The 13,904-nt window shown below is 44.1% G+C and carries 12 protein-coding genes and 1 riboswitch; of the genes, 9 read left to right on the top strand and 3 right to left on the bottom strand.

Annotated features, from left to right (window positions below):
- The first annotated feature begins 28 nt into the window (after positions 1-28).
- From H4K34_RS15060 to H4K34_RS15030, 7 genes are all read left to right on the top strand, one after another.
- A complete protein-coding gene (locus tag H4K34_RS15060) occupies positions 29-1,132 on the top strand; it encodes a hypothetical protein (protein WP_210758215.1) in 1,104 nt (367 codons plus the stop codon).
- A complete protein-coding gene (locus H4K34_RS15055) occupies positions 1,104-1,973 on the top strand; it encodes a tetratricopeptide repeat protein (protein WP_210758214.1) in 870 nt (289 codons plus the stop codon). The genes H4K34_RS15060 and H4K34_RS15055 overlap by 29 nt, the downstream gene beginning before the upstream one ends.
- Positions 1,974-2,101: 128 nt before the next feature.
- Complete coding sequence (locus H4K34_RS15050) at positions 2,102-2,527, top strand: LexA family protein (protein ID WP_210758213.1); 426 nt, start codon at positions 2,102-2,104, stop codon at positions 2,525-2,527.
- 6 nt (positions 2,528-2,533) lie between these two features.
- Positions 2,534-2,716, top strand: a riboswitch (cobalamin riboswitch).
- A gap of 108 nt (positions 2,717-2,824) precedes the next feature.
- Positions 2,825-3,925: a T9SS type A sorting domain-containing protein gene (locus H4K34_RS15045; RefSeq protein ID WP_210758212.1), complete on the top strand. Its 1,101-nt coding sequence runs from the start codon at positions 2,825-2,827 to the stop codon at positions 3,923-3,925.
- Positions 3,925-4,872 carry a T9SS type A sorting domain-containing protein gene (locus H4K34_RS15040; RefSeq protein ID WP_210758211.1) on the top strand — a complete coding sequence of 316 codons (948 nt, stop codon included), beginning with the start codon at positions 3,925-3,927 and terminating at the stop codon, positions 4,870-4,872. Before H4K34_RS15045 ends, H4K34_RS15040 begins: the two co-directional genes overlap by 1 nt.
- Positions 4,869-6,773: a TonB-dependent receptor plug domain-containing protein gene (locus H4K34_RS15035; protein WP_210758210.1), complete on the top strand. Its 1,905-nt coding sequence runs from the start codon at positions 4,869-4,871 to the stop codon at positions 6,771-6,773. Before H4K34_RS15040 ends, H4K34_RS15035 begins: the two co-directional genes overlap by 4 nt.
- Positions 6,758-7,753: a hypothetical protein gene (locus H4K34_RS15030; RefSeq protein WP_210758209.1), complete on the top strand. Its 996-nt coding sequence runs from the start codon at positions 6,758-6,760 to the stop codon at positions 7,751-7,753. The genes H4K34_RS15035 and H4K34_RS15030 overlap by 16 nt, the downstream gene beginning before the upstream one ends.
- Positions 7,754-8,152: 399 nt before the next feature.
- Here the strand turns inward: H4K34_RS15030 and H4K34_RS15025 are convergent, their stop codons facing one another.
- Together H4K34_RS15025 and H4K34_RS15020 are read right to left on the bottom strand one after the other, a co-directional pair.
- Complete coding sequence (locus H4K34_RS15025) at positions 8,153-8,656, bottom strand: PepSY domain-containing protein (protein ID WP_210758208.1); 504 nt, start codon at positions 8,654-8,656, stop codon at positions 8,153-8,155.
- Positions 8,657-8,679: 23 nt separating this feature from the next.
- A complete protein-coding gene (locus tag H4K34_RS15020) occupies positions 8,680-11,064 on the bottom strand; it encodes an outer membrane beta-barrel family protein (RefSeq protein ID WP_210758207.1) in 2,385 nt (794 codons plus the stop codon).
- Positions 11,065-11,255: 191 nt separating this feature from the next.
- Here H4K34_RS15020 and H4K34_RS15015 point away from each other — a divergent pair, with 191 nt between their 5' ends.
- Both H4K34_RS15015 and H4K34_RS15010 read left to right on the top strand, forming a co-directional pair.
- Complete coding sequence (locus tag H4K34_RS15015) at positions 11,256-12,284, top strand: sensor histidine kinase (protein WP_210758206.1); 1,029 nt, start codon at positions 11,256-11,258, stop codon at positions 12,282-12,284.
- Positions 12,281-12,955: a LytR/AlgR family response regulator transcription factor gene (locus H4K34_RS15010; RefSeq protein WP_210758205.1), complete on the top strand. Its 675-nt coding sequence runs from the start codon at positions 12,281-12,283 to the stop codon at positions 12,953-12,955. Before H4K34_RS15015 ends, H4K34_RS15010 begins: the two co-directional genes overlap by 4 nt.
- 13 nt (positions 12,956-12,968) lie before the next feature.
- On the opposite strand, the gene H4K34_RS15005 is transcribed toward H4K34_RS15010, so the two are convergent.
- Positions 12,969-13,904: a glycerophosphodiester phosphodiesterase family protein gene (locus H4K34_RS15005; RefSeq protein ID WP_210758204.1), complete on the bottom strand. Its 936-nt coding sequence runs from the start codon at positions 13,902-13,904 to the stop codon at positions 12,969-12,971.

The raw sequence follows: 13,904 nt of genomic DNA, 5'->3' as shown, positions 1-13,904 counted from the left end.
CTTAGTTTAGGCCTAGAGAAGCCGAAGCATGCGAAAAACCCTATTCCTTTTACCGCTGTTCTTCTGGGCCTGTGATTTTCAGCCTCAGCCCGTTCTGGAGAACTTCCCCCCTACGAAAATCTTCAAAGAGGGTTTTGTAAATAAGTATTACCACCACTATATCCCTAAGGATCCCAATTTGGAACAAAGGACCCGTATTCTTTATACGGGCTATCAGCTATTAGACAATCAAGTAATCAAGATTAGTAATTACGATGCCGCCTACGAACTAAAGGGCTGGCAATACTATCATTATCAAGATGCTCAGCTCTTTGTAGACTCCGCCTGGTATATGCGGGGTCTCGATACTACTAGAGTGGAAATTGAATCCGGACTGGTAAAGTACTGGGAGAAAAATGCTGGCGGTTTTTACCGTGAAAACTATCAATATCAGGAGCAAGAGCATCAGTACATTAGTCATCAATACGAAATGCTCGATACCCTTATTGAGGGGCGACCTGGCAACAAATTCCTCTACAATCGTTCCTATCGAAACCTAGAGCAAGACAGCACGCTACAAAGCTGGAAAGCCTGGGAAATTTATATTAAAGGACTAGGACTATGGTCGAAATGGGAACAAAGCGAAGATGGAGAATTCTTCTCTGAATTGATTGAGCAAATGCCAATTGCCGAGTTTCAAAAACGGGCCAATCATGGTAAAAAGCGCGTGGCCTGGATTGATCCGCAAAAAAGCCTCGGCAGTCAGGAAGGCTTTAAACTTTGTGGATCAGAATCAGAAATCGTTGACTATTACAATGGAGATCCCGATGCGCATTTCACTGCTGGAAAGCCATCTTTGACAGCTCATATCGAAGAGCATTTGGATCCGAGCTTGCTGAAAAATTTCGAAGGCATGCTCACTTTTCGATTTGTCATTTCTTGCGAAGGTGTAGCCGGCCGCTTCATCGCGGAAGCCTATGATTTCGACTATCAAAAAATTGAAGCAGAGCCCAAATTGGTTCAGGCACTATTTAAAATCTTTTCTGGTCCTGGTTCCTGGACCCCAACCCTAATCCGGGAAGAGAAGCGTGATGCCTATGCCTATCTAACCTTAAAAATCAGCCATGGTGAAATTGTGGACTACCTCCCTTAAACTCCTCCCCCTTATTATTCTCGGAGCTTGCAGTAGCGATCATCAATGGTATCATCGTGACTTTAGTGAGGAAGAAAAGCCCTTATATGCCGAACATCTTCAAAGAGGTTCTGGCTATCATTATCAGGGTTCCCCCGCTTCGGATTTTCACCTTTTAGAAGCTTTGGAACTAGACCCCAATAATGGTGACATTTGGCGCGAAATGGGTACCCCCCGAGTTAAAAGAGGCATCGCCAATGAAATGCATTACCTCTACGGCAAGGCGGTAGATTTAAAACCCGATCCCTGGGCAGGCTTCAGAGGCTATCTCTACCTCTACTTTTATCGTGATTACGAAAGTGCGATTGCCGACTTTAATCTTCAGGACTCCATTATGGGAATGGTAGGCAATTCGCAAGCGCAAGATCATGACTATATGCGAGGCATCGCTTACTATGGTTTAAAAGACTACCAAAAGGCTCAGGATTTTCTAAGTCGCTATATCAACCGCATTAGCGCCGATCCCGGTCCGGAATGGGTTGATGTTTATGCACATTTGTACCGGGCCCTAGCCTGGGAAAAACTCGATCTAAAGGATCAGGCTCTGGCCGAAATCAATCAGGTGCTGGAACTCTTTCCGCAATTGGCAGATGGCCACTATCACAAAGCCCGACTGCTGATGGAAAAAAACCAAAATTCAGAAGCGCAAAAAGAAATGGATGCGGCGCGAAAAGCTTTTGCAGAGGGCTTTTACCATCAAAGACCTTATGTGGAGGTTTTGGAGCAGATATATGAGGAAGATTTAGGGTCGAATTATAAATTCGACCCAGTAGAGAGTAGAATTATAAATTCTACCCAATAAGTCTGGATCGAATTTGCAATTCGATCCAAAGCTATTGTCCTGTTCCAACATTGCATGGTTAATAAAGTATCTAAACTTTAAATTTCCCTGTTTCCATTTCCAGTACCTTAACAGCTTAAGCTTTAGCTATGTCCCTGAGCATCTACGCAATCAATACTGAAAACGGAATCGAAATCCCCTTCTTTGATGTGGGGGTGGCCGCTGGTGATCCGTCCTATGTATCGGAGTATTTTCCGGATACCATCAACCTTTCTCACGAATTAGTGGCTAATCCTAAAGCTACTTTTTGCGTTCGGGTAAGCGGTCAGTCTATGGTAGGGGCCGGAATTGATGATGGCGATCTCCTAATTGTTGACAAAGAATTGGAAGCTAAAGAAGGGCAAATAATCCTAGCCGTTATTAATGGCGATTATACGGTTAAGCGCCTGATTAAGAAATCAGATGCCTATTACCTTCAGCCCGAAAACCCGGCCTTTGAGCCTTTGCGCATCACCACTTTTATGGATTTTCGGATTTGGGGAGTAGTTACCGGACTCATCAAGAAACTTAAATAAATCACCTACTTTTGCGGCGCTTTTGGTCTGTAATGGTTCAACCATTAGAGTTAAAAGGGAATCCGGTGTAAATCCGGGACTTTTCCTGAAGCTGTAATTCTCAATACTTTTTAGCATTAGCCACTGCCTTAGCGGGAAGGCGTTAAAAAGGAGATAAGTCAGAAGACCTGCCATCAGCACTTACTTATTTGCTTTCAGGATAAAGGCAATAAGGCTTGGATGCCCATTGAAAAATGGTAACAACTCGCTTTACTTTTCCCTGGAAGTTTTTTGTTCAACCTTTAATTCATGATTTTCATGAGCAAAAAACTATTCCTCGGGCTGCTGATCTTAAACCTTCTGGTCCAGCCCCTTTCAGCTCAATTTTCTTTTTCAGAAGTACAATTCTGGATTGGTTCCGGAACCGATTCTACCTTATTGGTAATCGACTTTAATGATGGAACTACCGACTCCTCCTACGCTTGGGGCTATGCCTATTCAGGTAATGAAACAGGAGAAGACCTGCTTAATGCTGTAGCTGCTGCGGATGCGAACCTCAGCATTGCCGCTGCCGGTGGTTTTCTAAATGATGTGATTTACGGTCAACATTCCGGTGTTGGTGGTCAGCCTGATTATTGGAGTACCTGGAGTGGTAGCGATACCGCCAGCCTGGTTATGAATTCCGGTTTGGCTACTCCCTTGGTGGATGGTGAATGGTTTGCCCTTAGCTATACTGACTTTAGTCCGGCCGCAGTACCAGGAGTACCCATCGCGGCTTTTAATCCGGAGAGTTTCGACTTTTCTCAGGTAGACCAATGGATTGGCAGTGGCAGCGATAGCATGGCCTTATTCATCGACTTTCAATTAGCCGATTCAGGGCAAGTGGTATTCGGATACCTCTTTAACGATTCAGTACAAGCTTCGCAAATCCTTCAAGATTTGGATCAAACCATTGCTACTTTGACCGTTAATGCTGGCTCTTTCCTCAATGATATCAGCTATCAAAACTGGTCCGGATTAGGTGGGCAACCTAATTATTGGAGTACCTGGAGCGCCACAAATGTTGGAAACTGGTATATGAATGCGGGTATTGGCAGCTATGTAAAGGCCGGTGAGCTATTTGGTTGTTCTTATACTGATTTCGCCCCTGCCCTGCGTCCACGCGTTCCGGCTTCAGATTCGGGTATTGGTTTAGATGAAACAGAACTGCTGCAATTCGCTATCTACCCTAATCCTGCGAATGATTATTTAAACATCAGTAGTGAGCAGAATGGCGACTTACAAGTTTACAATCAACAAGGAGCCTTAGTAGTAAGTCAAACTTTTGATGGGCAAGCCCAACTTGATTTAAGCGACTGGGCTGCCGGTCTCTACTTTGTGCAATTAAATGGAAAAAGCCAAAGGCTGATTATCCATTAATGCGCCGCCTCGCATTCTATATAATCTTTAGCATAGCCCTGGGATTGCAAGCGCAGTCGCCAGGGCCCTATGCCCCAGCTGCCGGTCAGCCCGGATCCACTGCTATTCATAAAGACAGCAGTCTGATTGCATCTTGGGCACAATCGGTGCTAATTCAAAGGGGTTATCTCGACATTGCCAATAAAAGCCTGGGTCTGGTTAGTCATGGTGATAGTGCAGATGCCCTCGGACATGCCAATGGACAGGTAATTAGCCTGGGGGATAGCGGCATGGCGACCTATTCTATCAGCCCAGCTATTGTAGATGGACCGGGTGCTGAGTTCGCTATTTTCGAAAATAGCTTTAGTGATGTTTTCCTGGAATTCGCCTTTGTAGAAGTAAGCTCCGACGGGCAGAATTTTGAACGCTTTCCTGCTCAAAGCCTTTTGGACACTAATTTACAAACCGGTGCCTTTGGAGCTAGTGATCCAACTAAGGTGCATAATTTGGCGGGGAAGTACCGTGCCGACTTTGGGCTACCTTTCGATTTAGCCGAAATCAGCTTGCAAGACAGTATCCGCTATATCCGAATAGTAGATGTGATTGGCAGCATTCAAGGTAATTGGGCCACACGCGATGCCCAAGGTCGCATTATTAATGATCCCTACCCCACCGACTTCGCTTCGGGTGGATTCGATCTGGATGCCCTGGCTTTGCTTCATCCCAGCAGTTTAGCTTTAGAAAATCAAAAACTCGCGCAGTTTGTGCCTTATCCCAATCCGGCCCAAGACAAAATTGCCGTCCCTTCAGCAATAAGCTTAAAATTGTACAACCTTCAAGGGCAATTTCTAAAGGATGCAAATGACGAGCAAATCGGTTTGGATGAATTCCCCAATGGACTCTATATCTTAGAAGCTCAGTTGGGTTCGCATCAAGCGCAAAGCTTCCACATTCAAATTCAAAAATGAGAATCAAAGCCTGCCTTATAGCTTTATTCATCAGCCTCGGTGCTTTGCAGGCTCAGGATTCGAATGCAACCCGATTCATGATCAATGAGGTTACGGTGGTCACGCATTTCTTGCGAATTACACCGGAAGAAGGACATCGCCTGGTTCAATTGGGAAGCGATAGCCTTAAAAAGTTCCAGGCCTTCAATCTGGCTGAAGCCCTCAAGGAGCAGACAAACCTCTTTATTAAGTCTTATGGTGCCAATGGGGTGGCCACCTTGAGTATTCGGGGTACCGGTGCCAATCACTCCAAAGTGTATTGGAATGGCCTGGATATCAGTCCGCCCAATTTAGGTTTAATGGACTTGAGTTTAATTCAAAGTCATGGTGGTGATAATTTGGAACTGAGCTATGGTACAGGCGCCCATTCTTACGGTGCAGGAAATTTAGGCGCCGGATTACTCATCAACTCCTATCCTGATTACAAGCAAAGCTTTAAGCAAGATTTACGTATTACCGGGGGGAGTTTTGGCCGACAGCAATATGACTACTCCAGCGAATATGGACCGCAAAATCTAAAGGCTCAAACTGCAGTTTCTTTTGGTAGTTTAAAGAACGACTTCCAATACCGCAATCCGGGCGAAACTATGCGGAATCATCAATGGCAGAATGCTGATTTCAAACAGTTACATCTTAAGCAAAACTTATTTTGGCGACCGGAACTACGTAATCTAATAAGTTTAAAAGCTTGGTACAATCAGACCTATCGTCAGATACCCCCGAACTCCCTTAACAATGGTGCGCTCTACGATCGGATGGCCGATGACAATTTCTACCTTACTGGGGATTTTCAGCGGAATTATGCCAATAATGATCATCTCTATGTGCAAATCGGCTGGGTGCGTTCCAGTAATCGCTTTCAGTTGGCTTCCGCCGAAAGGCCCGATCGCAATGATTACCAATCCTTACAAGCTCAAGTGCGATTTAAACCCTTGGCCAGTCAAAAACTAAAGTGGGAAGCTGCCCTACAAAGTCGCTACGATGAAGCCCAATCCGATTCCTATGAGGGTTTCAAAAATCGTTTCTCCAGCGCCCTTTATGGCCGGGCTAAATATCAGTGGAAGGAATTATGGTGGAGCTCTCTCCAATTACGAGCCGAGCATTATGATGATCAAATAGCACCACTCACAGGTAGCTTTAGCACTGCTTATCAATGGAAACCTGCCTTAAACAGCTACCTCAGCTTTGGACGCAATTACCGCATGCCCAGCTTAAACGATCTGTATTGGGTGCAAGCTGGCAATCCCGATTTAAAGGCGGAGAAAAGCTATACCGCCGAATGGGGTTTAGAAGGCCACGACTCCATCGCCGATTGGCAAATGCAATGGCAGGGAGATATCTATTGGATCTATGTCGATAATTGGATTCAATGGACGCCCAATGGAGGCATTTGGCAACCCCAAAATTTAAAAACAGTCCAGAATTATGGTTTCGAAGGAAGCCTAAATCTCAATAAAAGCTGGCAAGACTGGCATACTAGCTTTAAGCTCGGCTATCAGTATTTGCAAAGCCAAAATCTGGAGAATGAGCAAGAACCGGAGCTCAATGGTAAATACCTGGCTTATAATCCTTCCCATAGCTTAAATGCGGGTGTACAATTAAAATACAAGCGATGGGATCTTAACTATCAAGTTAACTATACCGACCGTTACTTTCTAGATGAAGCCAACTCCTATTATTTGCCGGGCTATACATTACAAGATTTACAATTGAGCTATCGATGGATTCGCTCCGCTCATCAAATTCGTTTCAGTTTTAGTCTGCATAATTTGGCGGATATCGACTATCAAGTGATTGCTTGGCGACCAGAGCCCGGCCTGAATTATAGATTTGGAATACAATGGCGATGGGAAAAAAGCTAAGTCTCTTTATTGTTCTGGCCCTCCTCTCTGCCGCTTGCCAAAAGGAATTTGGTCCACAGGCGGTAAATGGCAGTGTGGTAGTTCCGGATTCCACTTCTGTGGTCATTGTCAATGAAGGCAATTTCATGTGGGGCAATGCCGGCTTAGGTCAGTATGATCCTGAAGAAGAACGCTATGCGGACGGACTTTTTCAAAGTGCCAATAACAAAGCTTTGGGCGACGTTTTACAGGAAGTCCATAAAATCGAGGATCGCTATTACCTAGTGCTGAATGGCTCCAATAAACTTTTGATTTGTGATGAGTACTGGCGAGAAATCAAATCGATTGAAGCTAAGGGTGCCCCACGAAATCTCTATTTCTGGCAGCAGAGCTTATGGCTTAATGATCTGTATTTAAATGCGATCGGCCACTATGATATTGAGGGAAATCTGCTGGCTGAATTCAATAGTGCGAAGCCCTCCTTTAAAATCTTAGACTGGCAGGATAAACTGCTCCTGGCCCAAAAACGAAAGTTGGAAGCCTATGATCCTTCAGGCGACAGCCTTTATAGCTTAGCCAGTTTCAGTCAAGATTTAGAAGATCTAATTGTATTCCAAAATGCTCTGTATTTGGCTTTCGCCGATGGCCGTATAGAGCGCTGGGCAGATCCTGACTCCAATCGAATTTTAGTGGATCAAATAGCGATAGAAAGTGGGAGTTTGGTACTTAATTCCAATCATTCTGAGTTCTTCAGTTATGATGGCGAACATATTCGATCCCATCATTTCAATGGAAGCTTTCAAAGTGAGATCATCACCAGCCTGGAATGTCAAAACTTCTATGGTCTGGATTTTCACGCGCCTTCCTCTTCCTTATACCTCTTCGATGCCCGTCAATTTGTGCAACCGCATTCGGTGCGCCGCATTGACCGTGCTAGCGGAGCTCTGCTTGATGAATTTAGAGCGGGGGCTTTGCCGAATGGATTGGTTAGGGAGTGGTAATTAGTAGTTGGTCGTTAGTAGATAGAAGTTAGACCTTAGACAATAGACGTTAGAGTTTTTGGGGACAAGAAACTTTGTATAGCTTCCTATTTAACCGCAGAGATGCAAAGAGCGCTAAGTTTCGCAAAGATTCTCCCTGCCTGCCGGTAGACAGGTGTGCAGCTCCGCGTCCTCTGTTTCTCGAGCGTAGCGGGCGGTGAGACTAACCGCAAAGAAGCTAAGAGCGCTAAGTTTCACAAAGATCCTCTCTGTGCAGCTCCGCGTCCTCTGTTTCTCTAGCGCAGCGAGCGGTGAGACTAACCGCAAAGAAGCTAAGAGCGCTAAGTTTCGCAAAGATTCTCTCTGTGCACCTTTGTGTCCTCTGTTTCTCGAGCGCAGCGGGCGGTGAAGCAACGCAAGCTAAACGAACAACAAAACCAAAGCAAAGACCAATCCTACCGCCGTATAAATCAATCCTTTCTTAAAGATATCCGTACCGGGGAAGTACATCCAAAAAGCAGATACCACAAAGAAGAGCAGGCTAATCCCAAAGAAGATGTTTAGGAAGGCTAAAGGTCTACTGCTGGTTGCCTTATGCAAATGCGTCATTTTATCTAAAAAGAAAGGGAGCTCCTTCTTAGTGTATTTCACTTCTCCAGAAGCTTGATTGTACTCGCCATCGCGGAAATAAATCATACCATTTTCTTCCTTATCCGCACGGAAACGACGCATCTTCAAGGCTTCACCCAATTGCTCTGCATTTAGTTCTGAGGCTAGCTTTTCTTCAAAATGCTCTACCTTCTTAAAAGCATCGGTATCTCTAAAAATGAGCACAATACCACTGATGGCGTAGATCGCCATAATTCCGGCTAGGAAAAATCCTAAATAGCGGTGCCAAACCCGCATTTTCTGATGCACTTTCATCTTAATTTCTAAAGCTAAATCTATTAATGTCGGCGACCGCCGTTGTACGACATGGCCTCGCCCTTGCCAAAGCTGTAACTAAATCCTAAGGTTATAAATCTTCCTCGCTGCGAAAAGCTGTAGGCATAGAAATCATTCTGATACACCCTACTCTCCTGAATGCGGGAAGCAAAAATATCGCGTACACTTAAATTCACTACACCCTTGCCATCCCATAATTTCTTGCGAAGGCCAATATCTCCAAATGCAAATCCACTTTGCTCCCCTTGCACGGTTTTATAGGCCGATTCATAATTGCCACTCAGCTCCACATCAAAACCCGCTGGTAGCTTAATCTTTCCGGTAATGCGGGTATTCCACTTATCACCCTGGAAGCTGAAATCCTGATCCTGAAAGACCCCTTCCCGACTGAAATAACCATAGTTGAAATCGCCATTAATCCCCAACCATTTTACCGGATTGTATTTTCCATTTATCTCCAAACCGGTTTGATTGCGGCTCCCAACATTCACAGGCATAGTGGTATTCACATTATTCTCAAAGAAGCTCACTCGATCCACTACATCCGTGGTATACAGATGGTACAAACTGGTATTTAAAGATAAATTCTCAAAAATCCAGATTCCGGTTAATTCATAGGAATCACCAAACTCAGGTTGCAATTCAGGATTACCCCGACGAATATTATAGTTGTTGCGAATATTAAAGAAGGGGTTTAAATCCCATAAACGCGGACGAAAGATGCGGCGCGAATAACCCGCCTGCATAGAGAAGCGCTGGGATATTTTATAGGAGCTATGCACCGTTGGAAACCAATTGGAATATTCTTGCCTATTAGCTTCGTTGGTAGTAGTGAGTAAGGTGTTTAAAAGGGTGTGCTCATAACGCAAACCTAATTTTAAGCCCCATTTCTTGCCTTCATAGGCTGCAGTACTGTAGACCCCAAACACCCCTTGATCGTATTCGAAATTATTGGTGAGGCTGCTATCAATCACATAGCCGCTGCTTGCATTATTCAAGACCTGATAGTCATTACCCACATCATTTTGCTCGTATAAAGCCCCGGCTTCCAAGCTAAAAGCCTCGGTGATGGGATTGCTATAATCGAGTTTATACACAAAACTGCGATCGAAGAAGCTGGTTTCGGTCCGTTGATTGGGTGCCACATCACTCGTGCCAATCGGAATATTTAAGAATTGAGAACTTTGGGTCTTCCCGAAAAAACGACCTAAGGTGCTGATCAATAATTTATGGTCCTCATTATTCCTAAACTGCTTCTCATACTGTAGATCGTATTGATACTTCGGATTGGTAGCGCTGGTTTCTTCTGTACGACGGTATTCGGATAAAAGACTGCCATTGGCATCCCTTAAACGAAAATCAGTTTCCGATGGCTGATCTTCAATTTCATAAGCCATACTTCCGGAAAGGGTTAGCACATTCCAATCATTGATATGATAGTCGGTACCTAAGGTGATATTGTAAAAATTCTCATTGCGGTATTCAGTGCCTTCACTATAAATCTCGGTGCCATCATTGAGATTACGGTTCAAACTCTCATTATAGCGCGGCATGGAACGATAGCCCACTCCAAATTGGGTGAAGAAATTGAAGTTCTCCGTGCGTCGATTTAAGCTCACTCCTACCGAATGATTATCGGGAATTCCGGTATTAACGGAAACTGAGCCATTAAAGCCCTTTTTCTCTTCTTTCTTGAGTATGATATTGATGATGCCACTGGTTCCCTCAGCTTCATATTTGGCGGAAGGATTGGTAATCACCTCAATGCTTTCAATCATGTCGGCAGTAATAGTTCCCAGGGCATTGGAGCCTTCTTCCGATAAAACCGAGGGCTTACCATTGATGAGGATCTGCACTCCGGTATTGCCTCTTAAGCTTATCTGTCCTTCGATATTCACATTTACTGATGGTACATTGGACAGTACATCCAAGGCTCCCATGCCGGTGGTATTTAAATCCTTACCCACATTAAAAACCCGCTTGTCCAGCTTAAATTCCATGGCCGACTTTTCAGCGGTCACCTCTATCTCATCCAGGCTTTGACTGTTCTCCTTCAGGTAAATTACTCCCAGCCTGACCACAGATGATTGGGGATTATAATTTCTGATTTGAAGCGACTGATAACCCATAAAGCTAATTTCCAAATAGAAATCCGTCTCCTTAGTCGTCAAATCAAAAGTCCCGTCTTCACCTGTGGTCACCCCATCCTTTACCCTTCCATTTACTGAATCAACCAAAGCAACTGAAGCGTAAGGAATAGGAATTTTACTGAGAGCATCGGCAACTTGCCCCTCAATTCGAATTTCAGACTGACTCCATAACCTAAGGGGGCTTAGGCTAAAAATCACTCCTAAAACAAGTACTATCGAAATTCGATTGATTGCCATCGTATGAAAAAAAATTACTGTGCAAAGAACCGAGCTTTTCCCTGACTACTCAAATAGAATCCGGTGAACGACCAGAGCAGACCTCCCAACTACCATATTGCCCTAAAACCGGTCGATGAACCATAAAGATCAGCTGTTTACCGATCCTAATTAGAGAGGCTCAGTATTGTTTATAGATTTACCTTGTGAAGATGCAATTCAGAAATCATAAACGCTCCTGGGAGCTCATTTTTCAAATCGCCCTCCATGCCATGGTCTTTGTTTTTTATGCTTTCGATCGCGAAGGCTGGAAGAATGAGAGCCAGGTGAAAACGCATGAGGTATTTTTCTTTCTGAACTATGCCCTTACGGCGGCCATCATTAATTATATCCTTTTACCCAAATTGCTTTATCGCAAGAAATACCTGGGCTTTAGTTTAGCTTTAATTGCATTACTAGCTCTGGTTATGGCGGTTGAAGAAGGCATTTTGGAACAAATCTTTTTCCCGGATACTCGAGGCACTCATTTCCCAGGAATATTTCGCACCCTCACCGATTTACTTCCTACCATCACCATCCTTACCGGTTTTAAGTTCGCTTGGGATGCCCTTACCAAACAAAGGGAACTCGAAGAATTGCAAAACCTGATTAAGGAAAGTGAACTGCAGTTTCTGAAATCCCAAATCAATCCACATTTCCTCTTCAATAATCTCAATAATATATATGCTCTGGCGCTGGAGAAATCCAATAAAACTGCCACCGTATTGCTCAAATTATCCGGGGTTATGCGCTATATGCTTTACGAAGCCCAGGCTCAATATGTACCGCTGAGTCGTGAGGTGGAACAAGTAGAAAACTTCATTGAGCTGAGTGAAATGCAAATGGAGGAAAGAGGCAAATTATCCTGGAGCAAAGAACTGGCTTCCGATCAATATCGCATTGCCCCCTTAATCCTTTCCGTTTTTGTTGAAAATGCCTTTAAGCACAGTTTAGCTAGTCTCAGTGAGGCGATTGATATTGCGATCAGTTTACGGCTTTCGCCGGAAGGCGATTTACAATTTAGCTGCTGCAATAATTTCGGGGAGCTGTCTAATACCGAAGATTTAAAAGGGGGCATTGGCCTGCAAAATGTGCAAAAGCGCTTAGAGCTTCTTTATCCCGATCAACATGAATTAAAGATCCGTGAAAGTGCTGGCACCTATTGTGTAGATTTAAAACTTAAGCTCAGTGCTCAGTCATGAAGTGCATTATAGTTGAAGATCAAATCCCCGCCCAGCGCATCCTGAAGCATTATTTACAGGATTACCCAGAATGGCAATTGCTAGCCAGCTTTACCGATGCCTTGCAAGCCAAGGAGTTTTTACAGAAGGAGGAGGTAGACTTAATCTTTCTCGACATCCACCTCCCCCGTCTATCAGGCATGGACTTTTTACGCAATCTGAAAACACATCCCGCGGTAATCCTCACCACCGCCTTTCCGGATTATGCTTTAGAGAGCTATGAGTTTAAGGTAATCGACTACCTGATGAAACCCATTGCCCCCGAGCGTTTTGCTCAGGCCATGGATAAATATCATTCACTACATAAAAGTGCAGAACCGGAATATTCCTTCTTCGTAAAAAGTGGCTATGAAAATATTGCAGTGAGCAGCAAAGAGCTTCTCTATATTGCCTCAGACATGGATTATACCGAGCTGCATCTTAAGGATAAAACCGTGCTCAGCAAGGAAACCTTAAACTATTGGGAGCAGAAATTAGGCGACCATGGCTTTCAAAGAGTCCATAAATCTTACCTCATAAATCTGGAGCAAATTTTGGAAGTTCGTAGTACGGTACTTATCCTTAAAAACGATTTGGAAATTCCTATTGGTCGGGCCTATAAAGAAGCCTTCCGAGAACGTATCAACCTATAAGGAATCATCAACTTTAAGGATGCAAACCTTTAGTCCGTAGATAATCCAGCAGTTTGGCCGGTCGATCGGTTTGAATCACCTGCGCCCCGGCTTTAATCACCCAACCCCAATGCAATTCCGGATCATACTGCGCCAGATCATCGTAGTGGCCGGCACATAATTCAGACCATAGGGTATTTATCCAAATACTGGTCTGCTGATCCTTCATTAAAGTCATCGCTTCCAAAACGGAAGAATTCTCACTTTCGATAATCACCTCAAAGGCTACGGGCTTAAAGTTGGTATAGAAACCCTGGGTATAAGCGCGCGGACTTTGGATGGAATCGCGTTTGTAAATGCTATGATGTTCTGGCCACACCATGGGCATATACATGATACTATCCATATAAGCACCCCATTGTTCCCGCATCTTAAACAAAGGCTCATTTCCTTTAAATATAGCCTGATTAAGAGTACCTGTTTTTTTAAGGACCGCATAAGCCAAAGGCAAATTATCCCAAGCTTTATCGAGATTTACCAAAATGGGCTTCCCTTTAATTAAGAGCATTAATTCTTCTAATGTGGGAACCTTATGATCTGTTTTCATTCCGGCCCCATTTTTTAGGCGCAGATCTTTAATATCAGCCAAAAGCCAATCGCTAATCTTCCCCTTTCCGGTAGTGGTTCGATCCAAACTGCGATCGTGCATTAAGATTAATTGATCGTCCTTGGTTTTGCGAATATCTACCTCTACAATATCTACTCCCATCTCCATACAATTTTGCACCGCTTGTAAGGAGTTTTCGGGCGCATTACGCCAATCACCCCGATGGGCACAAACCAGAATTTGCTCAGATTCAGCGTTTAAAAACAAGGCTTTTAGTTCCTCTGCATTTCGAGGACTTCGAACTTGAGCATTACTGTAAGCGTAAGCAAGAACTAAGAGAATTAAGCTCAGGTATTTTTTCAT

Origin of the sequence: Croceimicrobium hydrocarbonivorans, assembly GCF_014524565.1 — a bacterium.
In the GTDB taxonomy this organism is placed as follows: domain Bacteria; phylum Bacteroidota; class Bacteroidia; order Flavobacteriales; family Schleiferiaceae; genus Croceimicrobium; species Croceimicrobium hydrocarbonivorans.
Note: the sequence above shows the minus strand (reverse complement) of the source record. Positions and strands in the feature narration are given on the sequence as shown.

What these genes read in the sequence shown, in the direction of transcription:
- H4K34_RS15060 (WP_210758215.1), top strand. Translation starts at nt 29, where the DNA reads ATGCGAAAAACCCTATTCCTTTTACCGCTGTTCTTCTGGGCCTGTGAT.
- H4K34_RS15055 (WP_210758214.1), top strand. Translation starts at nt 1,104, where the DNA reads ATGGTGAAATTGTGGACTACCTCCCTTAAACTCCTCCCCCTTATTATT.
- H4K34_RS15050 (WP_210758213.1), top strand. Translation starts at nt 2,102, where the DNA reads ATGTCCCTGAGCATCTACGCAATCAATACTGAAAACGGAATCGAAATC.
- H4K34_RS15045 (WP_210758212.1), top strand. Translation starts at nt 2,825, where the DNA reads ATGAGCAAAAAACTATTCCTCGGGCTGCTGATCTTAAACCTTCTGGTC.
- H4K34_RS15040 (WP_210758211.1), top strand. Translation starts at nt 3,925, where the DNA reads ATGCGCCGCCTCGCATTCTATATAATCTTTAGCATAGCCCTGGGATTG.
- H4K34_RS15035 (WP_210758210.1), top strand. Translation starts at nt 4,869, where the DNA reads ATGAGAATCAAAGCCTGCCTTATAGCTTTATTCATCAGCCTCGGTGCT.
- H4K34_RS15030 (WP_210758209.1), top strand. Translation starts at nt 6,758, where the DNA reads ATGGGAAAAAAGCTAAGTCTCTTTATTGTTCTGGCCCTCCTCTCTGCC.
- H4K34_RS15025 (WP_210758208.1), bottom strand. Translation starts at nt 8,656, where the DNA reads ATGAAAGTGCATCAGAAAATGCGGGTTTGGCACCGCTATTTAGGATTT.
- H4K34_RS15020 (WP_210758207.1), bottom strand. Translation starts at nt 11,064, where the DNA reads ATGGCAATCAATCGAATTTCGATAGTACTTGTTTTAGGAGTGATTTTT.
- H4K34_RS15015 (WP_210758206.1), top strand. Translation starts at nt 11,256, where the DNA reads ATGCAATTCAGAAATCATAAACGCTCCTGGGAGCTCATTTTTCAAATC.
- H4K34_RS15010 (WP_210758205.1), top strand. Translation starts at nt 12,281, where the DNA reads ATGAAGTGCATTATAGTTGAAGATCAAATCCCCGCCCAGCGCATCCTG.
- H4K34_RS15005 (WP_210758204.1), bottom strand. Translation starts at nt 13,904, where the DNA reads ATGAAAAAATACCTGAGCTTAATTCTCTTAGTTCTTGCTTACGCTTAC.